Raw genomic sequence first — 22507 nt, forward strand, 5'->3', positions numbered from 1 at the left:
TGCGCGCCATCGGCCCCGAGCCCTGGCGCGCCGCCTACGTGCAGCCCAGCCGCCGCCCCAAGGACGGCCGCTACGGCCAGAACCCGAACCGCCTGCAGCACTACTACCAATACCAGGTGGTCCTCAAGCCGGCACCCGACGACATCCTGGACCTCTACCTGGGCAGCATGGAGGCGCTCGGCTTCGACCTGCGCCAGAACGACATCCGCTTCGTCGAGGACGACTGGGAGAACCCCACGCTCGGTGCCTGGGGCCTGGGCTGGGAGGTCTGGCTCAACGGCATGGAAGTGACGCAGTTCACCTACTTCCAGCAGGTCGGCGGCATCGATTGCCGCCCCGCCACCGGCGAGATCACCTACGGCCTGGAGCGCCTGGCCATGTACCTGCAGGGCGTGGACAACGTCTACGACGTGGTCTGGACCGAGGGCACGTCGGGCCAGCCGGGCAGCCGCCTGCTCTACGGCGACGTCTACCTGCAGAATGAGCAGGAGCAGAGCGCCTACAACTTCGAGCACGCCGACACCACCTTCCTGTTCGCCGCCTTCGACGCGCACGAGAAGCAGGCGCTGCACCTGATCGAACTGCAGCTCGCCCTGCCGGCCTACGAGCAGGTGCTCAAGGCGGCGCATTCCTTCAACCTGCTGGACGCGCGCGGCGCCATCTCGGTGACCGAGCGCGCCGCCTACATCGGCCGCATCCGCAACCTGGCGCGCGCGGTGGCACGCAGCTACCACGACTCACGCGCGCGCCTGGGCTTCCCGCTGGCGCCGCGCGAGTGGGTGGCGCAGCTGCCGGAACTCGGCTGAGACATCATGACTGCACAGAACCTGCTGGTCGAACTGCTGGTCGAGGAGCTGCCGCCCAAGGCGCTGCGCCGGCTCGGCACCGCCTTTGCCGACACCCTGGCGGCGCAACTGAAGGCCCTGGGCCTGGCGCCCGCCGACACGCAAGTGACGCCCTACGCCAGCCCGCGCCGCCTGGGCGTGCACCTGACGCAGGTGGCGGCGCGCGCCGCCGACCAGGCCGTGCGGCGCAAGCTGATGCCGGTCAGCGTCGGGCTGGACGCGGGCGGCCAGCCGACGCCGGCGCTGCTGAAAAAGCTCGGCGCGCTCGGCCTGGACGCGACCGCCGTGCCCACGCTGCAGCGTGCGCCCGACGGCAAGACCGAGGCCCTGTTCATCGACAGCGTGACGCCCGGCGCGACGCTGGAGACCGGCCTGCAGCAGGCGTTGCACGAGGCGCTCACGCACCTGCCGATCCCGAAGGTCATGACCTACCAGCTGCATCACGGCACGCCGCTGCCGGGCTGGGACAGCGTGCAGTTCGTGCGCCCGGCGCACGGCCTGGTGGCGCTGCACGGCAGCGCCGTGGTGCCGGTGACGGCGCTCGGCCTGGCCGCCGGCCGCCGCACGCGCGGCCACCGCTTCGAGGCGCTGCAGGACCCGATCGAAATCCCGCACGCCGACCAGTACGTGGAGCTGCTGCGCACGCGCGGTGCGGTGATTGCCGCGTTCGAGGCACGGCGCGCCGCCATTGCCGACCAGCTCAAGGCCGCCGCGGCGCAGGCCGGCTCGGGCCTGGTGGCGATCGAGGACGAGGCCCTGCTGGACGAAGTCACGGCACTGGTGGAGCGCCCCAACGTGCTGGCCTGCCGCTTCGAGCCCGAGTACCTGGCCGTGCCGCCCGAGTGCCTGATCCTCACCATGAAGGCGAACCAGAAGTACTTCCCCCTGCTGGACGCGCAGGGGCGCCTGACCCACCAGTTCCTCGTCGTCAGCAACATCACGCCGGCCGACCCGAGCGCCGTCATCGCCGGCAACGAGCGTGTGGTGCGCCCACGCCTGGCGGACGCCAAGTTCTTCTTCGACCAGGACCGCAAGCGCACGCTGGAAAGCCGGGTCGCGCAGCTGGCCGACGTGGTCTACCACGGCAGGCTTGGCAGCCAGGGCGAGCGCAGCGAGCGCGTGCGCGCCATCGCGCGTGCCATCGGCGAGCGGCTGGGCGGCGCCGCGCTGGCGCAGGCCGCCGACACCGCCGCACGCCTGGCCAAGGCCGACCTGCTGACCGACATGGTGGGCGAGTTCCCGGAACTGCAAGGCATCATGGGCGGCTACTACGCGCGCCACGACGGCCTGGCGGAAGAGATTGCCCTGGCCATCGAAGACCACTACAAGCCGCGCTTTGCCGGAGACGACCTGCCGCGCGGCAACGTCGGCACGGTGGTGGCGCTGGCGGACAAGCTGGAAACCCTGGTCGGCCTGTTCGGCATCGGCCAGATCCCCACCGGCGACAAGGATCCGTTCGCGCTGCGCCGGCACGCGCTGGGCGTGATCCGCATGCTGCTCGAACAGCATCTGCCGCTCGATCTGCCCGCGCTGATCGAGGATGCGGCCCGGACCTTTGCCGATGTGCCCGGCTTTGACGTCCGGCCGGTGCAGGACGAACTGCGGGAGCGCTTCCTGCCCGAGCGCCTGGCCGGCTACCTGCGCGAGCAGGACTTCAGCGCGCACGAGATCGACGCCGTGCTCGCCCTGCATCCGCGCCGCCTAGCCCAAGTGCCGCGGCGCCTGGACGCCGTGCGCGCCTTTGCCCAGCTGCCCGAGGCCGAGGCGCTGGCAGCGGCCAACAAGCGCATCGGCAACATCCTGAAGAAGGCCGGTGACGCCACGGGCACGGTCGATCCGGCCCGCTTCATGGAAGCCGCCGAACGCGCGCTGTGGGATGCGATGCAGGAGACCGTTCCCATCGCCGATGCCCGCTTTGAAGCCGGCGAATACCGTGCCAGCCTGCAAGCCCTGGCGGCGCTGCGCGCGCCAGTCGACGCCTTCTTCGACGGCGTCCTCGTGAACACCGACGAGGCCGCGCTGCGCGCCAACCGCCTGGCCCTGCTGGACGCGCTGCACCATGCGATGAACCGCGTGGCCGATCTGGCGCGCCTGGTGATCTAAGGCGACGCTGAATAAGTCTCCGTGATGCGGCGCACCCTGCATGGGGATGGGATGCAAGGCGCGAAGCGCAGCAATAGCCGAAGCTATTGCGAGCATTTGCAACGCCGCAGACCGCCGCAGGCAGGGATGCGCAGCGCGCGAGGGACTTGTTCAGCGTTGCCCTAAGCCCACCCCCTGTGCCGCTGCGCGCCTTTCCCCTGAAAGGGAGGACGCACCCGTGGCCAGGGAAACCCCGGCCACGGGTGCACTGGGATGGCCTGCTCCGCGGCCACTGGACGCGGCTGAGACTCATCAGCCTGAATCCGGCAGTTGGACGCGTTCGTCCAGCAGGTGGAGGTGATCGAAGCAGCAGAAGTCAAGGTTCATGCGGCGCTCGTGAAGAAGGCAAGCGGTCAACCGCCGTTTTTGGGTTCAAAGCAGCTTGCAGCCACGAGAAGGAAAGGCGCTCAGCCTTGATGCGCCGGTCTCGGGCTGCGGGCACGCGGCCGAGGTGCCGCGCGGCCATTTCGGCATCCACCGATGCCGCCCCGATAATGGCGCCATGAAGCTCGTCATTATCGACCGCGACGGCACGCTGTGCGTGGAGCGCGAAGGCTTCCTGCAGTCGCCGGACGACTGGGAGGCGCTGCCCGGCGCGCTGGACGCCGTGGCCCAGCTCAACCAGGCGGGCTTCCAGGTCGTGATCGCGGCAAATTTTCCGGGCCTGGGGCGCGGCCTGTTCGACATGACGACGCTCAACGCCATCCATGCGCGCATGAACCGCCAGCTCGCCGCAGCCGGCGGGCGCATCGAGGCGGTGTTCTTCTGCCCGCACGCGCCGGACGAGGCCTGCGACTGCCGCAAGCCGCTGCCCGGCCTGTTCCGCCAGATCGGCGAGCGCTTCAAGATCGACCTGGCGCAGGTGCATGCGGTGGGCAACAGCCTGGCCGACGTGCAGGCTGCCACGGCGGCGGGCTGCGTTCCGCATCTGGTGCTCACGGGCCACGGCGCGCCCGCACAGACCGACCCACTGCCACCGGACTACCCGGCGCACACGCGCGTGCACGCCGACCTGGCCGCGTTTGCCGATGCCTTCATCGCCGAGCAGGAAGCTGCCGCGCGCGAAGCCCAGGAAGCGCCGCCGGCCATGAGCGGACGCCCCGCATGAATCCGATCCGCTCCGCGCTGCACCTGTTGTGGATGGCGCTCACCGTGATCCCCTGGGCCAGCTTCGTGGTGCTGGTCGCGCCGTTCGTCGGCAAGGACCGCCTCTACCGCATCTGCGTCGGCTGGCTGGCCACTGCGACCGCCGGCGGGCGCTGGATCCTCGGCATCCAGATGCGCGTGCAGGGCCTCGAGAACCTGCCGCGGGCCCCCCACGCCGGCGCCGTGCTGCTGGCCAAGCACCAGTCGGCCTGGGAGACCTTCGCGCTGCCGACCATCATGCCGCACCCGCTGGCCTACGTGTTCAAGAAGGAGCTGCTGTCGATCCCCTTCTTCGGCTGGGCCATCGGGCGGCTGGACATGATCCACATCGACCGCGGCCAGCGCATCGAAGCGTTCCACAAGGTGGTCGAACAGGGCCGACGCCTGCTCGGCCGGGGTGTGTGGGTCATCATGTTCCCCGAGGGCACGCGCATCCCGCGCGGCGAAAAGGGCACCTACCAGTCCAGTGGCGCGCGCCTGGCGATCGAATGCGGCGTGCCGGTGATCCCGATCGCCCTGACCTCGGCGCGCTGCTGGCCGCGCAAGGCCTGGGTCAAGCGCCCGGGGGTGGTCGACATCTCGATCGGCGTGCCGATCGCCAGCACCGGGCGCAAGCCGCACGAGCTGATGCGCGAGGTCGAGGCCTGGATCGAGGCCGAGATGCTGCGACTCGATCCCGAGGCCTATCCCAGCGGCCAGGCCGTGCGCTCGGCGGTGCGTCCCAGCGCCTGAGCCGACAACGCCCAGCCATGCAAGCCCTGCAGTTCGACCTGTTCAGCTTCGGCACCGCGGCGTCCGACCCCCGCGAGCCGGCAACGCCGGGCGAACCGGCCCACGCGGCACCCCTGGCGTCGGTGACGTTCGCGCATCCGCGGGCGAACCGCGAGATCCGGCTCGGCCAGGCCCGCATCAGCTATGCGCTGCTGCGCGGCCGCCGCCGCACCATCGGCCTGGCCATCGACGTCGATGGCCTGCGCGTGCAGGCGCCGCGCTGGACGTCGATCGCCGAAATCGAGGCCGCATTGCACGCGCGCACGCGCTGGATCCTGGACAAGCTGGCCACCAGCCACGAGCGCCAGCGCGCCCTGGCGGCGGCGCGCATCGACTGGCACGACGGCGCGACCCTGCCCTACCTGGGCCAGCCGCTGCGCCTGCAGCTCGACCCCCGGCAACGGCACGGCCGCGCCGGCGCGGTGCTGGCCGTCGGCAGCGGCACGCCGGCCACGCTCTGGATCGGCCTGCCGCGCGGCGCGACGCCGGAGCAGTTGCGCGACACCACCCAGGCCTGGCTGCTGGGCCAGGCGCGGCGCCACTTCAGCGCCCGGCTGGACCTCTTCGCGCCCCGACTCGACGTGCGCTGGCATCGCCTGACGCTGTCCTCCGCGCGCACGCGCTGGGGCTCGGCGAGCGCCGACGGCTCGATCCGCCTGAACTGGCGCCTGATCCACTTCAGCCCGGCGCTGATCGACTACGTGGTCGTGCACGAGCTGGCCCACCTGCGCGAGATGAACCACAGCGCGCGCTTCTGGCAGCATGTCGAAAGCGTGCTGCCCGACTACGGCGAGCGGCGCGGCGCGCTGCGCGAGGCGCTGGCGCCGGCCTGGTAGAAGACCCCCATCCAGCCAGACCATGAACCAACGTCGACAACATCCCGCGCCTTCATTGCAGGCCCTGCGCAAGCGCGGCTACGACATCCTGTTCGTATCGCATGGCGAAGCGATCCTCTGTGGCGAGTTCCCGGAAGTCATCGCGGAACTGGAGTCCACGCTGTCCTCCCTGACACTGCCCATCACAGAAATCATCGGCAGCGGCGGCGGCGAAACCCGCTTCACTCAGCGCCTGCGCCGCGCGCTCTCGGCACTCGGGTGGCCCAAGCACACCTTTGTCATCGCCAAGACGGTCGATGGCATCCCGAAGGAATCCGCATCCCACGAGGTCGATCACGTCCGACGCACCGACCGTGGCGTGGTGGCGCTGGAAATCGAATGGAACAACAAGGATCCATTCTTTGATCGTGACCTGGAAAACTTCAAACGCCTGCATGCCGAGGGAGCCATCAGCGTGGGCATCCTGATCACACGCGGCGCAACGCTGCAGAACGAATTGCACGCGGCGGTACGGCGGTTTGCCGATGAGCGGTCGATCGGCGGTTTCGAGGACCTGGCAGCCAACGGCTACGTCCCGACACCCAAGCAAAAGGCCGCAATCAATCGGCGCGTGACGCGCTCGGTAAATCCATTGCAGTTTGCCGACGCGTGGACCGACAACTTCGTCGGCAACAAGTACGGACAGGCTACCACGCACTGGGACAAGCTGATGGCGCGAGTGCAGCGCGGGGTGGGCAACCCTTGCCCGCTGCTGCTGATCGGCCTGCCGGCCTCCATCATCCACTTCGATCGCGCGTCGGTCGATGCGATGGAGGACGATGAGCCGTCCGATCCAGGCTCCAGCTGATCCCGAATCCGATCAGTCCGTCAGCAACAGTTGTCGCTCGCTCTGCTGGCGGCGCGAATGGTGTGCATAGGTGGGCCAGGTCGGCGTGTAGTCCTCGTTCGCCTGATTGCCCCAGATCGCCCAGCCGGCTCGTTCGCCGCGCGCAAACAGCTCCAGGTAGGGCCCCGGGCTGCAGCCTTCGATCAGCGCGTATTGCTCGTCGGGCTTGCGTGAATGCTCGCGCTTGCGCGTGCTCAGGATGTTCACCTGGGTGCGGCCGGGCTGCAGGGTGCGCGCGTTCTTGCCGCGCACGCCGAACAGCAGCAATTCGGTAACGTTGCGAAAGTAGAAACCCACGCCACGTCCATCGGGACCGCCGTCCTTGCGGATTTTCTGCCACACGATATTGGACTTGTACCGGAAACCCCAGGCCTGCATCACGGCCAACCCTTCAGGTAGCAGGGCGTTGGGCACCCAGAGATACAAATGCGCCGTGTCTGCCGCTGCCGTCTCGACCGGCAGCCCCTGAATTTCGTCCAGCGTCATGGTGCCGTAGCGCGTCAGTCGCTTGTGTTCGGGCGCCACCTTGCCAGTGCGGTTCTGAAACTGCCACGGCGGATCCGCCAGGATGGTCTTGAAGCGGCGGTCCGCCACGAACTCAAGCAGATCGCTGGATGCCGGGGCATCGTTGGAGTGGCTGGCCTGCATGTTGGGCTGTCAATGATGGTCGAACTGTGCCGATGAACGAAAATCCATCATACACAAAAACTGGATCCGCATACAGTCTTTTGTGCTCACCGCGCCCAGGCCACGCCGCCATCCACCACCAGGGTCGATCCGACCACGTAGTCGCCGGCGCGCGAGGCCAGGTAGATGGCGGCTCCCACCATGTCCTCGGGCGTGCCGATGCGTCCGGCCGGGGTGTGGGCGGCCACCTCGTCGGCGTGGTCGCGCGCGGTCTTGTTCATCTCGGAGGCGAAGGGACCGGGGGCGATGGCGCTCACGATGATGCGCTCGGGCGCGAGCTTGAGCGCCATGCGCTTGGTCAGGTGGATCAAGCCGGCCTTGCTGGCGGCGTAGGAATAGGTTTCCCAGGGGTTGACGCTGATGCCGTCGATGGAGGCGATGTGGATCACCTTGGCCAGGTGATCGGTGGCGGCGGCCTTGAGCATCGGCGTGAGCGCCTGCGTCAGGAAGAACGGGGTCTTCATGTTGAGGTCAGCCACCTTGTCCCAGCCGCTTTCCGGGAACTCGGCATAGGGCGCGCCCCAGGCGGCGCCGGCGTTGTTCACCAGGATGTCCAGGCCTTGCTCATGCTGCCGGTAGGCCGCCACCAGAGCGCGGATGCCGTCCAGCGTCGACACGTCGGCCGGCAGCGACACGCAGGGCCCGAGGGCCGACAGCTCGCGCGCCGCGGCGTCGCAGGCCTCGGCCTTGCGCGCCGAGATGTAGACGCGCGCGCCGGCGGCGAGGAAGCCCTCGGCGATCATGCGCCCGATGCCGCGCGAGCCGCCGGTGACCAGGGCGCTGCGGCCCTGCAGCGAGAAAAGCCGGTCGATGTTCATCATGTTCATTTCTCCTGGATGAGTGGGTGAGGGCGGGCGTGGGATGAGACGAAAAACCGGACGCCCATGCACAGAGATCGCGCAGGGGACGCAAAAGAGGACTTCAGGTTGCTGCTGCGTCCTCTGCGAATCCTTCGCGTCCTCCGCGTATGGAGGTCCGGTCTCTGGAGCGCCCCATCACACCGGCGCAAACCGCCAGATGCCCTGCGCATCCCGCTCGCGCCGCAACTGTCCGCCATGCCACAGCCGGTGCAGGTGCGCCACCGACTCGCCCAGCGCGAAGGTGGTCTGGTGCAGGTCGAGCGGGCGCTTGAACAGCACCGGCAGCATGTCGTAGGCGCTGACGGGCCGCTCGCGCGCGGCCTGCAGCACCTCGGCCAGGCGCTCCCGGTGGTGGTCGTGCAACTGCTGGATGCGCGTGTGCAGGCCGGTGAACGGCTTGCCGTGCGAGGGCAGCACCAGGGTGTCCGCGGGCAGCGGCCGGAAGCGATCGATGGAGTCGAGGAACAGGGTGAGCGGATCGGCCTCGGGTTCCATCTCGTAGACGCTGACGTTGGTCGAGATGCGCGGCAGCACCATGTCGCCACTGATCAGGATGCCCAGCGCCTCGCAGTGCAGCGCCATGTGCTCGGGCGCATGCCCGTAGCCGGCGACGCAGCGCCAGGCATGGCCGCCGATGACGAGTTGCTGGCCGTCCCGCAGGCGGGCGTAGGTCGGCGGCACGGCGGGCACCAGGCCGCGATAGTAGCTCTTGCGCTTGCGGATCTGCTCCAGGTCGCCCTCGTCCACCATCCCGTGGCTGCGGAAGTACTCGGCCAGGCGCTCGCCGCCGAAGCTGTTGACCACCTCGCAGGCGTAGCGCGCCGTGCTGTAGTCGGTGGCGCTGATCCACAGCCGGCACTCGTGCTCGGGCGTGCTCCAGCGCTCGCACAGCCAGTGCGCCAGGCCGATGTGGTCGGGATGCATGTGAGTCACGACGACGCGCAGGACCGGCAGGCCCTCCAGCTCATGTTCGGCCACCTGCTGCCACAGCGCACGCGATTCGGGACGGTCGATGCAGCAGTCCACGACAGTCCAGCCCTCGCGCCCCTGGAAGCGGTCGCGCAGCAGCCACAGGTTGATGTGGTCGAGTGCGAACGGCAGTGCCATGCGCAGCCATTTGACGCCAGGGGCCAGCTCGATGGCCCGGCCCGAATCAGGGAGCTGGTCCGCCAGCGGGTAGTGGAGGGCACGTTCGAGTTCGGCGGCAAGCGACATGGGGCGGGCGGAGCAGGTGGAGTAGGATGGCGGCGCAGTTGACGTAAACGTCAACCTGAAGCAGCATTTTAGAGAGAGCCCACCGACGCGCCCAGCACGCGCGCGACAGCCACCCCTACACCCGGCCATGTCCGTCACCTACAGCATCGGCGATCTGGCGCGCGAGTTCGACCTGACACCGCGCGCCATGCGCTTCTACGAGGACATGGGCCTGCTGCAGCCCACGCGCAGCGGGCCCGGCGGGCGCCAGCGCGTCTACTCCAGCCGCGACCGCACGCGCCTCAAGCTCACCTTGCGCGCCAAGCGCCTGGGCCTGTCGCTGACCGAAGCGCGCGAACTGATCGACATGTACGACAGTCCGCGCGACACGCGACCCCAGCTCGAGCGCTTCCTGCTGGTGCTGGGCCAGCACCGCGCCCAGCTCGAAGAACAACTGGCCGAGCTGCAGGCCACGCTGGACGAGGTGAAGCAGCACGAGAAGGATGCGCGTGCCCTGCTGGCCCGAGTCAAGGCCGGCGCGACGGCACCCATGCACGAAACCACGCCATGAAGCCACCAGCCGCCCCGATCGAGCACCCCGCCCTGCACCAGCGCGTCGCCGAGAGCTTCGAGCGCCAGGGCATGATGCGCCACCTGCAGGCCAGCATCCTGCGCGTGGCGCCGGGCGAGGTCGAACTGTGGCTGCCGTACTCGGACAAGGTGACGCAGCAGCAGGACGGCTTTCACGGCGGGGCCATGGGTGCGCTGGCCGACATCGCTGCCGGGTATGCGGGCCTGACCACCGCGCCCGAGGGCATGGAGGTGGCGACCGCCGAATACAAGATCAACTTCCTGGCCGGCCAGCGCGGCGGCGCCTTGCGCGCCATCGGTCGCGTGATCAAATCGGGCAAGCGCCTGATCGTGACCCAGGCGGAGGTTCTGCACGTGGCCGGCGACGGCAAGATCACGCCCTGCGCCGTGATGCAGCAGACGCTGGCCGTGGTGCCCAAGAATTACTGACTTCAACCCTGCGAGGAGCCTCACCATGAGCAACCTGCCCGGCCTGAACTTCCACCTCGGCGAGGACATCGACGCCCTGCGCGAGGCGGTGCGCGACTTTGCCGCCGCCGAGATCGCCCCGCGCGCGGCGCAGGTCGATCGCGACAACCTGTTCCCGCCCGACCTGTGGGCCAAGCTGGGCGCTTTGGGCGTGCACGGCATGACCGTGCAGGAGGAATACGGCGGCACCGAGATGGGCTACCTGGCCCACATCGTGGCGATGGAGGAGATCTCGCGCGCCTCGGCCTCGGTCGGCCTGTCCTACGGCGCCCACTCCAACCTGTGCGTCAACCAGATCCACCGCAACGGCAGCGCGGCGCAGAAGAAGAAATACCTGCCCAGGCTGGTGAGCGGCGAGCACGTCGGCGCGCTGGCGATGAGCGAGCCGGGCGCCGGCAGCGACGTGGTCAGCATGAAGCTGCGCGCCGACCGCAAGGACGGCTACTACGTCCTGAACGGCGGCAAGATGTGGATCACCAACGGCGGCGACGCCGACACCCTGGTGATCTACGCCAAGACCGAGCCCGAGCTGGGCGCGCGCGGCATGACGGCCTTCATCGTCGAGAAGGGCTTCAAGGGCTTCTCCGCCGGCACCAAGCTGGACAAGCTGGGCATGCGCGGCTCCAACACCTATCCGCTCTTCTTCGACAACTGCGAGGTGCCGGCAGAGAACGTGATGGGCGGCGAGGGGGGCGGCGTCAAGGTGCTGATGAGCGGCCTGGACTACGAGCGCGCGGTGCTGTCGGGCGGACCGCTGGGCATCATGGCCGCCTGCATGGACGCGGTGGTGCCCTACGTGCACGAGCGGCGGCAGTTCGGCCAGCCGATCGGCGAGTTCCAGCTCATGCAGGGCAAGCTGGCCGACCTGTACAGCACCTGGCAGGCCACGCGCGCCTACGTCTATGCCGTGGGCCGCGCAGCCGACCACGCCGAGCACGCGCGCAGCTTCCGCAAGGACGCCGCCGGCGCCATCCTCTACAGCGCCGAGAAGGCCACCTGGATGGCCGGCGAGGCGATCCAGGCGCTGGGCGGCGTGGGCTACACCAAGGACTTCCCGGTCGAGCGCCTGTGGCGCGACGCCAAGCTGTACGAGATCGGCGCCGGCACCAGCGAGATCCGCCGCATGCTGATCGGCCGCGAGCTGTTCTCCGAAACCCTGTGATCACCCCCTCGAAGCAGAAAGAAGAAGACCCATGCCCTCATCCCTGGACCACCTGATCGAAAACAACCGCGCCTGGGCCACCCAGGTCGAGCGCGAGCACCCGGGCTTCTTCGAGACCCTGGCCCGGCAGCAGTCGCCCGAGTATCTGTGGATCGGCTGCTCCGACAGCCGCGTGCCGGCCAACCAGGTGGTGGGGCTGGCGCCGGGCGAGGTGTTCGTGCACCGCAACGTCGCCAACGTGGTGGTCAGCTCGGACCTGAACGCGCTGTCGGTAATCCAGTTCGCCGTCGACGTGCTCAAGGTCAAGCACATCCTGGTGGTCGGCCACTACGGCTGCGGCGGCGTGCTGGCGGTGCTGCGCGAGCAGCGCATCGGCCTGGGCGACAACTGGCTGCGCCACGTGCACGACGTCAAGCAGCGGCATCGCGGCCGCTGGATGCACCTGTGCACGCACGAGCAGGAAGACGTGCTGTGCGAGATGAACGTGATCGAGCAGGTCGGCCACGTGGCCGAGACGACCATCGTGCAGGACGCCTGGGCGCGCGGCCAGCAACTGGCCGTGCACGGCTGGTGCTACGGCCTGAAGGACGGCCTGGTGAAGAACCTGGGCGTGACGATGACGCGCGCCGACCACGTGGTGCGGGTCTACACCGAGGCCATCAAGCGCTATCCGCGCCAGCCGGTCGGCGCCAGCCAGTAGGGCCCGCGGCGATGGCGCTGACGTCCGAGCAGGCCGCCCTGGCGCAGGCCCTGGCGCAGGCCATGATCGACGGCTTCAACCGGCACTACCGGCTGTTCCGCACCGAATCGGCACGCGCCAGGCACCGCTTCGAGACCTGCGACTGGCACGGCCAGCAGCGCGCCCAGCGCGAGCGCATCGAGTTCTACGACCTGCGCGTGCGCGAGTGCCAGAAGCGCCTGGAGCGCGAGTTCCACGCCGGCGCGCAACCGATGGCGGTCTGGCACCAGGCCAAGCTGCTCTACATCGGCCTGCTGGTGACGCACCCGCAGCCCGAGCTGGCCGAAACCTTCTTCAACTCGGTGACGACCAAGATCCTGCACCGCACCTACTTCCAGAACGACTTCATCTTCGTGCGCCCGGCCATCAGCACCGAGTACATGGAGACCGAGGACCCGCGCGCCGCGCCCACGTTTCGCAGCTTCTACCCCACGCTGGAGCGGCTGGAGGACACGGTGGCCGCGGTGATCCGCTCGTTCGAGCTGCGCTGCCGCTGGGAAGACCTGGCGCGCGACGCGCGGCGCGTGGCACGGGCCATGTGGCGCGAGCTCGGCGCGGGGCGCGCACGCGCCAACTTCCAGATCCAGGTGCTGGCCAGCCTGTTCTACCGCAACAAGGGCGCCTACCTGGTCGGCAAGATCATCAACGGCTACGAGGAGCTGCCGTTCGCGCTGCCGATCCTGCACCGCGAACCCGGCACCGTGTACGTGGACGCCGCCCTGTTCGGCGAGGACGACCTGCTGATCCTGTTCTCCTTCTCGCGCGCCTACTTCATGGTGGACATGGAAATCCCGTCCGCCTACGTGCAGTTTTTGCGCTCGCTGATGCCGAGAAAGCCGCGCGCCGAACTCTACAACGCACTCGGCCTGGCCAAGCAGGGCAAGAACCTCTTCTACCGCGACCTGCTGTGGCACCTGCGCCATTCGACGGACAAGTTCCGCATTGCGCCCGGCATCCGGGGCATGGTGATGCTGGTGTTCGACCTGCCGAGCTTTCCCTACGTGTTCAAGCTCATCAAGGACCGCTTTCCGCCGCAGAAGGAAACCACGCGCGAGCAGGTGCGCCGCAAGTACCATCTGGTCAAGCACCACGACCGCGTGGGACGCATGGCCGACACCATGGAATTCTCCATGCTCGCCTTTCCGCGCGCGCGCTTCGAGGACGCGCTGATCGCCGAGATCGAGCAGGAAGCGGCGAGCCAGCTCGAGGTCTCGGACCGCGACGGCGACGGCGAGCTCGAAGTGATCATCGCCCACGCCTACATCGAGCGGCGCATGATCCCGCTCAACCTCTACCTGCAGGAAGCCTTCGATGCCGGGCCCGAGGACGGTGCGGCGCAGGCGCGGCTGGAGCACGCGGTGATCGAGTACGGCAACGCGATCAAGGACCTGGTGGCGGCGAACATCTTCCCGGGCGACATGCTCTACAAGAACTTCGGCGTCACGCGCCACGGCAAGGTGGTGTTCTACGACTACGACGAGATCGAGTACGTCACCGACTGCAACTTCCGCAAGGTGCCGGCGCCGCGCTGCGAGGAGGACGAGCTGTCGGGCGAGGTCTGGTGGCCGGTGGCGAAGGGCGATGTGTTTCCGGAGACCTTCGCTCCCTTCCTGCTCGGCAACCCACGCGTGCGCGAAGCCTTCCTGCGCCACCACGCCGACCTGCTGACGCCCGAGTTCTGGCAGGAGCACCAGGCGCGCATCCGGCGCGGGGAGGTGCTCGACTTCTTCCCCTACGGCGCGCACCGGCGCTTCGACCGCAACGGTGGCGTGGCCGACGCGCGCGCATTGCCCGACCGCGCGGCGCTGCGGCATGATCTGCCGGCTGACCGACAGGACCGACAGCTCGCCACGTCCGCCGCGCAGCCGTCCGAATAACCACGATCGCCGTCCGAATAACCACGATCGCCATCCGCATCCGACCCGAATCGCAGAACCGGCCAACAATGAGGCTGAATCATTTACAGGAGCACGCCATGTCCGATCCCATCGTCATCGTTTCCGCCGTCCGCACGCCCATGGGCAGCTTCCAGGGTGATTTCTCGCCGCTGGCCGCGCACGACCTGGGCGCCGCGGCGATCAAGGCCGCGGTCGAGCGCGCCGGCATCCAGCCCGGGCAGGTGGACGAGGTGCTGTTCGGCAGCGTGCTGCCGGCGGGCCAGGGCCAGGCGCCCGCGCGCCAGGCAGCGCACAAGGCCGGCCTGCCGCGCAGCGCCGGCGCCGTCACGCTGAACAAGGTGTGCGGCTCGGGCATGCGTGCCACCATGTTCGCGCACGACATGCTGGTGGCCGGCAGCGCCGACGTGATGGTCACCGGCGGCATGGAAAGCATGACCAACGCGCCCTACCTGCTGCTCAAGGGTCGCGGCGGCTACCGCATGGGCCACGACAAGGTGTACGACCACATGATGCTCGACGGCCTGGAGGACGCCTACGAGGCCGGCCGCAGCATGGGCACCTTCGGCGAGGACTGCGCGGCCAAGTACCATTTCACGCGCGAACAGCAGGACGCCTTCGCCACGGCCAGCGTGCAGCGCGCACAGGCGGCCATCGCGAGCGGCGCGTTCAAGGCCGAGATCGTCCCGGTCACCGTGAAGGACCGCAAGGGCGAGCGCGTGGTCGATACCGACGAAGGGCCCGGCAAGATCAAGCTCGACAAGATTCCGACGCTCAAGCCGGCGTTCAAGAAGGATGGCACGGTGACGGCGGCCAGCAGTTCCAGCATCAACGACGGCGCCGCCGCGCTGGTGCTGATGCGCCAGAGTACCGCACAGAAGCTCGGCTGCCAGCCCCTGGCGCGCATCGTGAGCCACGCCGTGCATGCGCAGGAACCCGGCTGGTTCACCACCGCTCCGGTGGGCGCGAGCGAGAAGGCGCTGCAGAAGGCCGGCTGGCAGGTGGGCGACGTGGATCTGTGGGAGATCAACGAAGCCTTCGCCGTGGTGCCGATGGCGCTGATGCACGAACTGAAGGTTCCGCACGAGAAAGTCAACGTCAACGGCGGTGCCTGTGCGCTCGGCCATCCCATCGGCTGCAGCGGCGCACGCATCATCGTCACCCTGCTGTACGCGCTCAAGGCGCGCGGCCTGAAGAAGGGCCTGGCGACGCTGTGCATCGGCGGCGGCGAGGCCACGGCGGTGACGGTGGAACTGGTCTGAGGACTGGCGGGAACGGAGCAGACAGACATCCGTACGCAAAGGACGCCGAGGATTCGCAGAGGACGCGAAGAATTCAAATTGAATGGGCTGCGCGCCCATGGCAAATCCGATCTTCATCACGCATGCACCGACCCGCACTACCGCTCACGCTCGCAAGTGCGTGCCTGCAACACATACGCCCGTGGTTCCTTCTGCGCCCTCTGCGCAAGCTCTGCGTCCTCTGCGCATGGATGTTGGCAATCTCATAACCCATGCCCACCACCCTGATCCTCGGCGCCTCGCGCGGCATCGGCCTGGAGCTGGCGCGCCAGCATCTGGCCGCCGGCGAGCGCGTGATCGCCACGGCCCGCGGCGACGAGGGCCTGGCCGCACTGCGCGCGCTCGGCGCCGAGGTGCTGCGCCTAGACGTTGCCGATCCGGCCAGCGTCAGCGGCCTGTCCTGGCAGCTGGAAGGCGAGAAGATCGACACCGCCTGGTACGTGGCCGGCGTCATGTGCCGCCGCACCGACGCCCGGCTGCCGCCGGCGCGGCTCGAGTTCGACCGCGTCATGCACAGCAACGTACTGGGCGCGATGCAGGTGATCCCGCTGGTGGCGCCCCTGGTCGAGGCGGCCCACGGTCGCTTCGGCTTCCTCTCCAGCACCATGGGCCGCATCACGGAAGTGAGCGGCAGCAACGCCTGGCTCTACCGCACCAGCAAGGCGGCCCTCAACATGGCAGTGGCCTCGGCGCGCCACAGCTACCCGAAAGCGCTGTTCGTGCTGCTTCACCCCGGCTGGGTGCGCACCGACATGGGCGGCCCGCAAGCCGCCGTCGCCGTGAGCGACAGCGTAACGCGCCTGCGCGCCACCCTGGCCAGTACCCTGCCGCACGACAACGGCGCCTTCTTCGACCACGATGGCAGTCGCGTGGCCGGCTGGTAAGCCGCGCTATGCTGCCCTGGTTCAAGACTTCCGGAGTTCCGCCATGCTGTTGACCGAAGACCAGCTGATGATCCGCGACGCGGTGCGTGCCTTCGCACAGGAACAGCTGTGGCCCTACGCTCCGACCTGGGACAAGGGCCACACCTTCCCGGCCGAGGCGCACCGGGGCCTGGCCGAACTGGGCGCCTATGGCATCTGCGTGCCCGAGGAATACGGTGGCGCCGGCCTGAACTACCTGACCCTGGCCCTGGTGCTGGAAGAGATCGCCGCCGGCGACGGTGGCACCAGCACCGCCATCAGCGTCACCAACTGCCCCTTCAACGCCATCCTGATGCGCTACGGCAGCGAGGCGCAGAAGCAGCAGTGGCTGGCGCCCGCCGCGCGGGGCGATTACCTGGGCGCCTTCGCGCTGACCGAACCCCAGGTGGGCTCGGATGCCTCCAGCCTGCGCACCACGGCGGTGCGCGACGGCAGCGACTATGTGCTGAACGGCGTCAAGCAGTTCATCACGAGCGGCCAGAACGGCCACGCCGCCGTGGTCATCGCCGTCACCGACCGGGACGCCGGCAAGCGCGGCATGAGCGCCTTCATCGTGCCCACGCACAAGCTCGGGAACGCCGGCTGGCAGGTGGCGCGCGTGGAGGACAAGCTCGGCCAGCACAGCAGCGACACGGCGCAGATCAACCTGGTGGATTGCCGCGTGCCGGCCGAGAACCTGATCGGCGAGGAGGGCGAGGGCTACAAGATCGCGCTGTCGGCGCTGGAGGGCGGGCGCATCGGCATCGGCGCCCAAAGCGTCGGCATGGCGCGCAGCGCGCTGGAGGTGGCGATTGCGTACGCCAAGGAGCGCGAGAGCTTCGGCACCGCCATCATCAACCACCAGGCGGTGGCCTTCCGCCTGGCCGAATGCGCCACCCGCCTGGAAGCGGCGCGTCAGCTCATCTGGCACGCCGCCAGCCTGCGCGACGCCGGCCGCCCCTGCCTGAAGGAAGCAGCGATGGCCAAGCTGTTCGCCACCGAGACCGCCGAGGCCGTGTGCAGCGCCGCCATCCAGACCCTGGGCGGCTACGGCTACGTCAGCGATTTCCCGCTCGAGCGCATCTACCGCGACGTGCGCGTCTGCCAGATCTACGAGGGCACGAGCGAGGTGCAGAAGATCATCATCACGCGGGCGCTGTAGGCGTCCCCCATGAAGCCGAGCCGGGTCCGTGCCGCGGCCTGCCCCTGCGGCGGCCGGCCGGCGGGCGCGTCCCACGAAGATTGCTGCGGCCGCTACCTGGACGACGTCGCCGACACCCCGGCGCCCGATGCGGAGGCCCTGATGCGCTCGCGCTACTCTGCCTTCGCGCGCGGCGACGCCGCCTACCTGCTGGAGACCTGGCACCCCAGCCATCGCCCCGCCACGCTCGAGCTGGAGCCCGGGACACGCTGGCTCGGCCTGGAGGTGATCCGGCACGACGTGCAGGATGCATCGCACGCCACGGTCGAATTCGTCGCGCGCTCGCGCCGTGGCGGCGGCGCGGCCCAGCGCCTGCACGAACGCAGCCGCTTCGTGCGCGAACTCGTCGCCGGGCAGTGGCGCTGGTTCTACCTGGACGGTGATTTGCTCTAGAATGATTTGCGGCTTCAGCGCTTTCCAGACAAGCACAAACAGCTATGCAAACAAGAGCATATTCCTGGCGCTGGAGCCTGCCACCGGGCACCGCCGGCGGCCGTGACCCAGGCCCGCGGACATGCGCATCCTGATCGTCGGTGCCGGCCGCGTCGGCGAGAGCGTGGCGGAAACCATGGTTTCCGAGGCCAATGACATCACGGTGATCGACCAGGACCCGCAACGCCTGCGCGCGCTGGAAGAGCGCCTCGACCTGCGCGGCGTGGCTGGCAATGGCACCCTGCCCTCGGTGCTGCGCGGCGCCAGCGCCGGCGATTGCGACCTGTTCATCGCCTGCACCGGCGACGATGCCACCAACCTGGTGGCCTGCAAGGTGGCGCACGACGTGTTCGGCATCCCGAGCACGATCGCGCGGCTGCGCTCCTCCGAATTCCGCGACAGCGAACTGCTCGGCAAGGAAGGCTTCGCGGTGGACAGCATGATCTGCCCGGAGGAGTCGGTGACACGCTACATCCAGCTGCTGATCGACTATCCCGGTGCGCTTCAGGTGGTGCGCTTTTCGCAAGGCCAGGCGCACCTGGCGGTGGTGCGCGTGGCCAGCGACAGCGGGCTGGCCGGCCACAGCATCGCCGAGTTCCGCCAGCAGCATCCCGATCTGCCCATGCGCATCGTCGCCGTCTACCGGCAGGACGCGGAACTGCCGCTGGGCCCCGACACACGCGTGCTGGCGGGCGACGAGATCTTCGTGCTGGTCGGGCGTGAAAGCCTGCGCCCGGCGCTGCAGGCGATCGGCAACCCGGACCGGCGCGTGCGCCGCGTGATGATCGTCGGCGGCGGACGCGTCGGCCTGCGCCTGGCGCGCCAGCTGGCGGGCCGCTACGAAGTGAAGATCTTCGAGCGCGACCACAAGCGCTGCGAATACCTGGCCAGCGAGCTGCCGCCCGACATGCTGGTGCTGGAAGGCGACGGCTCGGACGAGGAGCTGCTGCTGTCCGAGCACGTGGGCGAGATGGACCTGTTCATCGCCCTCACCAGCGACGACGAGGACAACATCATGGCCTCGATGCTGGCCAAGCGCATGGGCGTGCGCCGCGCCATCACCCTGATCAACCGGCGCGCCTACGCCGAGATGCTGCAGGGCAGCACGATCGACATCGCGATCTCGCCGGCACAGGCGGTGATCGGCGAGTTGCTGATGCACGTGCGCCGCGGCGCCGTGGCGGCGGTGCACAGCCTGCGCCGCGGCATGGCCGAGGCACTGGAGGGCATCGCGCGCGGCGACGCCAGCACCTCGCACCTGGTGGGCCGGCGCATCGACCAGCTCAAGCTGCCGGCCGGCGCGCGCGTCGGCGCCCTGGTGCGCGGCGAGGACGACGACGCCCACACCCTGGTGCCGCGCCACGACACCGTGATCGAGGAAGGCGATCACGTGATCATCTTCCTGCCGCACAAGCGCATGGTCCGGCAGGCGGAAAAGCTGTTCGAGGTGCGCGCCACCTTCTTCTGAACGACTCCCGCGATGCAGCGTCTCGCTCCGGCCTTCGTCGTCCTGTCGTGGGTCGTCATGGGCTTTGCCTTCGCCTTCCTGGTGCCGCTGGCCTGGGACTGGTGGAGCGACGGCGGGCGCCACCTGCGCGTCTGGGCCGGCTGCTTCGGGCTGACCCTGGCCACGGGCTGCTGGCTCTGGTGGCGCACGCGCCATCACCAGCGCGAGCTGTCGGTGCGCGACGGCTTCCTGCTGGTCAACCTGGTCTGGCTGGTGCTGCCGGCCTACGCGGCGCTGCCGCTGCTGCTGCTGGTGCCGGGCATCGGCTTCACCAACGCCTACTTCGAGGCCATGAGCGGGCTCACGGCGACCGGGGCCACGGTGCTGTCGGGGCTCGACGACCTGGCGCCCTCGATCAACATCTGGCGCTGCTTCCTGCAGCTCATCGGCGGGCTGGGCATCATGCTGCTGGCGATTGCCGTGCTGCCCTTCCTCGGCCTGGGCGGCGCCCAGCTGTTCAAGGCCGAGATGCCCGGCCCGATGAAGGAAACGCGCCTGACGCCGCGCATCGCCGAAACCGCGCGCGGCCTGTGGGGCGTCTACTTCGTGCTGTCGCTGGCCTGCATGCTGGCCTACCGCTGGGGCGGCATGAGCTGGGCCGATGCCTTCATGCACATGTGCACCACCGTCGGCCTGGGCGGCCTGTCCTCGCACGACCAGAGCTTCGGCTACTGGGCGTCGCCCCAGCTCGAATGGACGGCGGTGCTGTTCCTGGCGCTGTCGGGCATCAGCTTCATGCGCTACCTGATGCTGTGGCAGCGGCGATCGCTCACGCCGCTGACGCGCGACGCCGAAGTGCGCGCCTACTTCGCGGTGCTGCTCGCCTCGATCGCCCTGGTGACCCTGATGCTGCTGGCCGAGCGGGTCTACGGCGACCTGCTGACGGCGGTGCGCCAGGCGGCCTTCCAGGTGCTGTCGGTGGCGACCGGCACCGGCTTCTCGACCACTGACTACGGGCTCTGGCCCACCTTCGTGCCGGTGCTGCTGCTGTTGCTGGGCTGCTTCGTCGCTTGCGCCGGATCGACCGGCGGCGGCATCAAGATGGTGCGCATGGTGGTGCTGATCAAGCTGGCGCGGCGCGAGCTGCTGCGCATCATCCACCCGCGCGTGGTGCATCCGGTCACGCTCAACGGCGCGATCCTGCCGGCCAACGTGGTTGCAGCGGTGATGGCCTTCATGCTGATCTACGGCGGCGTCATGGTCGGCCTGACCCTGGTGCTGCTGGCCTCGGGCCTGGACGTGGTGACGGCGTTCAGCGCCATCATCGCCTGCCTGAACAACATCGGACCCGGCCTGGGCCTGGTCGGCCCCGCCAGCAACTACGGGGCGCTGACCGGCTTCCAGATCTGGGTGTGTTCGCTGGCCATGCTGCTGGGGCGTCTGGAACTGCTGTCGGTGCTGGTGCTGCTGACGCCGCAGTTCTGGCGGCGCTGAGCCGCAGCCGGGGCCATGCGCAGCATGCGCGACCCGCGCTGCGTCTCATCCATCAGGGTTGTCTTTCAGGCAACGCCGGGCAAGCCCAGATTCAGCGACGCCTTCATTCATCAAGACGCACGAGGCCCAGAGGACTGAATTCCCCCCGCTCATCGACCTGCCCCACCAGCCCGACGCCATGCGGCACCGATTCCATCGCGATCTCGAACAGGTTGGGGGCATGGCTGATGAACACGGTCGCCCCACCCTCGGGCGCGTCACGCAACAGCCGGGCGGCGCTCTGCAGGAACGCCTGTCGACGCTCGGCATCGGCGCTGGCGATCTCGCGCAAATCGGGATCGGTGCGCGCGGCCACGCCGGCAAAGGCCAACTGCCCGGTGTCGCGCGTGCGGCACATGGGCGAATGGATCACCTGCACCACGGGCACCTTGTGCTGGGCGAAGCGCTGGCCCACGGCTTGCGCCTGGAACCTGCCTCGCTGCGTCAGCATGTTCTCGCCCTGGCACTGCCCACTGGCATCGTAGCGCACGGGGTCGCCGCCGGCGGATTGCGCATGGCGCATCAGGACGACCAGCCGTTCGCCGGTCGCCAGTCTTTGCCACAAATCGTCCTGTGCCAACGCCCCGGACTGAGCCAGTGCAGCAACCAGCACGACGCTGGTCCATCGGATGACGCCGAATGCCATGTTGAAGCTCCTTGCTGCCCGGTCCCGCCCGCAGTCCATGCGTTGACCGGCGCCACACACTCCCAACGACGCAATGGGCGCCCATCCAGGCTGCCGTGGTCCCACTCCGTAGAATCCTTTTACCCTCAAATCCTTCGCGTGTCTCCATCATGGATTTCGAAGCCATCCTGTTCGACTGCGACGGCGTGCTGGTCGACAGCGAGCCCATCACCATGGGCGTGCTGCGTGACCTGCTGGCAGAGAGCGGCTGGGACATGCCGCTGGCCGAGTGCATGGCCGAGTTCGTCGGCGTCACGGTGCGCAACAAGGCCGCGCTGATCGAGTCGCGCACCGGCCGCCCGCTGACCGACGCCTGGATGGCGGACTTCTACGCGCGCCGCAATGCCGCGCTGTCGGCGCGGCTGCAGCCGATCCCGGGTGCGCACGCCGCAGTGCACGCGGCCCGTGACGCCACCGCCGGCCGCATCGCCTGCGCCTCCGGCGCCGACCGCTTCAAGCTCGAATTGCAGCTGCAGATGGTGGGGCTGGCCGAGCCCTTTGGTGACGCCGTGTTCAGCGGCCACGAACTGCGGCGCACCAAGCCCGCGCCCGACGTCTACCTGGCCACCGCGCAGCACCTCGGCGCCGCCCCCGCACGCTGCCTGGTGATCGAGGACTCGCCCACCGGCGTGCAGGCCGGCGCGGCCGCCGGCGCCGAGGTCTGGGCCTATTGCCCAGATGCCCGTGGCGCTGACAGGCTGCGTGCCGCCGGCGCCACGCGCCTGCTGCGGCACATGGACGAACTGGCGCAGTGGCTGGCGCCCTGACCGTACCGGGGCACGAC

At 69.0% G+C, this 22507-nt stretch carries 23 protein-coding genes; 19 read left to right on the top strand and 4 right to left on the bottom strand.

Annotation, left to right across the window (positions count from 1 at the left end; translation table 11 throughout):
- The 7 genes from glyQ to PKA16_RS10180 all read left to right on the top strand — a co-directional run.
- Positions 1–806, top strand: an 806-nt coding sequence (gene glyQ, locus PKA16_RS10150) for a glycine--tRNA ligase subunit alpha (protein ID WP_324402900.1), incomplete at its 5' end; no start/stop codon positions are given.
- A 6-nt stretch (positions 807–812) separates the two neighbouring features.
- Entirely contained in the window at positions 813–2948 is a 2136-nt protein-coding gene (gene glyS / locus PKA16_RS10155) for a glycine--tRNA ligase subunit beta (RefSeq protein WP_324402902.1), read from the top strand.
- A 309-nt stretch (positions 2949–3257) separates the two neighbouring features.
- The gene (locus PKA16_RS10160; RefSeq protein ID WP_324402903.1) at positions 3258–3404 is read left to right on the top strand and encodes a hypothetical protein; all 147 of its coding nucleotides are present in this window, start codon (positions 3258–3260) and stop codon (positions 3402–3404) included.
- Positions 3405–3489: 85 nt separating this feature from the next.
- Positions 3490–4095, top strand: a complete 606-nt coding sequence (gmhB, locus tag PKA16_RS10165; RefSeq protein WP_324402905.1) for a D-glycero-beta-D-manno-heptose 1,7-bisphosphate 7-phosphatase — start codon at positions 3490–3492, stop codon at positions 4093–4095.
- The gene (locus PKA16_RS10170; RefSeq protein WP_324402907.1) at positions 4092–4865 is read left to right on the top strand and encodes a lysophospholipid acyltransferase family protein; all 774 of its coding nucleotides are present in this window, start codon (positions 4092–4094) and stop codon (positions 4863–4865) included. The genes gmhB and PKA16_RS10170 overlap by 4 nt, the downstream gene beginning before the upstream one ends.
- Positions 4866–4882: 17 nt before the next feature.
- Positions 4883–5740 (top strand): SprT family zinc-dependent metalloprotease, encoded by an 858-nt coding sequence (locus PKA16_RS10175; RefSeq protein WP_324402909.1) that lies wholly within the window; start codon positions 4883–4885, stop codon positions 5738–5740.
- A 22-nt stretch (positions 5741–5762) separates the two neighbouring features.
- Positions 5763–6587, top strand: coding sequence for a BglII/BstYI family type II restriction endonuclease (locus PKA16_RS10180; protein ID WP_324402911.1), 825 nt, complete (start codon positions 5763–5765; stop codon positions 6585–6587).
- A gap of 12 nt (positions 6588–6599) precedes the next feature.
- On the opposite strand, the gene PKA16_RS10185 is transcribed toward PKA16_RS10180, so the two are convergent.
- From PKA16_RS10185 to PKA16_RS10195, 3 genes are all read right to left on the bottom strand, one after another.
- Positions 6600–7274: an MT-A70 family methyltransferase gene (locus tag PKA16_RS10185; protein WP_324402913.1), complete on the bottom strand. Its 675-nt coding sequence runs from the start codon at positions 7272–7274 to the stop codon at positions 6600–6602.
- A gap of 86 nt (positions 7275–7360) precedes the next feature.
- Complete coding sequence (locus tag PKA16_RS10190; RefSeq protein ID WP_324402980.1) at positions 7361–8131, bottom strand: SDR family oxidoreductase; 771 nt, start codon at positions 8129–8131, stop codon at positions 7361–7363.
- 177 nt (positions 8132–8308) lie between these two features.
- Positions 8309–9388, bottom strand: a complete 1080-nt coding sequence (locus tag PKA16_RS10195; protein WP_324402914.1) for an MBL fold metallo-hydrolase — start codon at positions 9386–9388, stop codon at positions 8309–8311.
- A 127-nt stretch (positions 9389–9515) separates the two neighbouring features.
- Between PKA16_RS10195 and PKA16_RS10200 the strand changes: the two genes are divergently transcribed.
- The 11 genes from PKA16_RS10200 to PKA16_RS10250 all read left to right on the top strand — a co-directional run bounded on the left by PKA16_RS10200 (position 9516) and on the right by PKA16_RS10250 (position 20999).
- Entirely contained in the window at positions 9516–9938 is a 423-nt protein-coding gene (locus tag PKA16_RS10200) for a MerR family DNA-binding transcriptional regulator (RefSeq protein WP_324402916.1), read from the top strand.
- Positions 9935–10387: a PaaI family thioesterase gene (locus PKA16_RS10205; RefSeq protein WP_324402918.1), complete on the top strand. Its 453-nt coding sequence runs from the start codon at positions 9935–9937 to the stop codon at positions 10385–10387. The genes PKA16_RS10200 and PKA16_RS10205 overlap by 4 nt, the downstream gene beginning before the upstream one ends.
- A gap of 25 nt (positions 10388–10412) precedes the next feature.
- On the top strand, positions 10413–11588 hold the full coding sequence (locus tag PKA16_RS10210; protein ID WP_324402920.1) for an isovaleryl-CoA dehydrogenase: 1176 nt from the start codon (positions 10413–10415) through the stop codon (positions 11586–11588).
- A gap of 31 nt (positions 11589–11619) precedes the next feature.
- Positions 11620–12288: a carbonate dehydratase gene (can, locus tag PKA16_RS10215; RefSeq protein WP_324402922.1), complete on the top strand. Its 669-nt coding sequence runs from the start codon at positions 11620–11622 to the stop codon at positions 12286–12288.
- Between the two features lie 11 nt (positions 12289–12299).
- On the top strand, positions 12300–14204 hold the full coding sequence (aceK, locus tag PKA16_RS10220; protein ID WP_324402924.1) for a bifunctional isocitrate dehydrogenase kinase/phosphatase: 1905 nt from the start codon (positions 12300–12302) through the stop codon (positions 14202–14204).
- Between the two features lie 98 nt (positions 14205–14302).
- Positions 14303–15484 carry an acetyl-CoA C-acyltransferase gene (locus tag PKA16_RS10225; protein WP_324402926.1) on the top strand — a complete coding sequence of 394 codons (1182 nt, stop codon included), beginning with the start codon at positions 14303–14305 and terminating at the stop codon, positions 15482–15484.
- A 251-nt stretch (positions 15485–15735) separates the two neighbouring features.
- Complete coding sequence (locus tag PKA16_RS10230; RefSeq protein WP_324402929.1) at positions 15736–16407, top strand: SDR family oxidoreductase; 672 nt, start codon at positions 15736–15738, stop codon at positions 16405–16407.
- Positions 16408–16450: 43 nt separating this feature from the next.
- Positions 16451–17587, top strand: coding sequence for an acyl-CoA dehydrogenase family protein (locus PKA16_RS10235; protein ID WP_324402931.1), 1137 nt, complete (start codon positions 16451–16453; stop codon positions 17585–17587).
- Positions 17588–17596: 9 nt separating this feature from the next.
- Positions 17597–18019: a YchJ family metal-binding protein gene (locus tag PKA16_RS10240; protein WP_324402933.1), complete on the top strand. Its 423-nt coding sequence runs from the start codon at positions 17597–17599 to the stop codon at positions 18017–18019.
- Between the two features lie 121 nt (positions 18020–18140).
- Positions 18141–19526, top strand: coding sequence for a Trk system potassium transporter TrkA (gene trkA / locus PKA16_RS10245; protein WP_324402935.1), 1386 nt, complete (start codon positions 18141–18143; stop codon positions 19524–19526).
- A gap of 12 nt (positions 19527–19538) precedes the next feature.
- The gene (locus PKA16_RS10250; protein ID WP_324402937.1) at positions 19539–20999 is read left to right on the top strand and encodes a potassium transporter TrkG; all 1461 of its coding nucleotides are present in this window, start codon (positions 19539–19541) and stop codon (positions 20997–20999) included.
- Positions 21000–21102: 103 nt separating this feature from the next.
- On the opposite strand, the gene PKA16_RS10255 is transcribed toward PKA16_RS10250, so the two are convergent.
- Positions 21103–21684: a histidine phosphatase family protein gene (locus PKA16_RS10255; RefSeq protein ID WP_324402939.1), complete on the bottom strand. Its 582-nt coding sequence runs from the start codon at positions 21682–21684 to the stop codon at positions 21103–21105.
- Between the two features lie 149 nt (positions 21685–21833).
- On the opposite strand from PKA16_RS10255, the gene PKA16_RS10260 reads away from it, so the two are divergent.
- On the top strand, positions 21834–22490 hold the full coding sequence (locus PKA16_RS10260) for an HAD family phosphatase (RefSeq protein ID WP_324402941.1): 657 nt from the start codon (positions 21834–21836) through the stop codon (positions 22488–22490).
- Positions 22491–22507 lie beyond the last annotated feature (17 nt).

The sequence above is a fragment of the Ottowia sp. genome, from assembly GCF_035325765.1.
In the GTDB taxonomy this organism is placed as follows: domain Bacteria; phylum Pseudomonadota; class Gammaproteobacteria; order Burkholderiales; family Burkholderiaceae_C; genus Ottowia.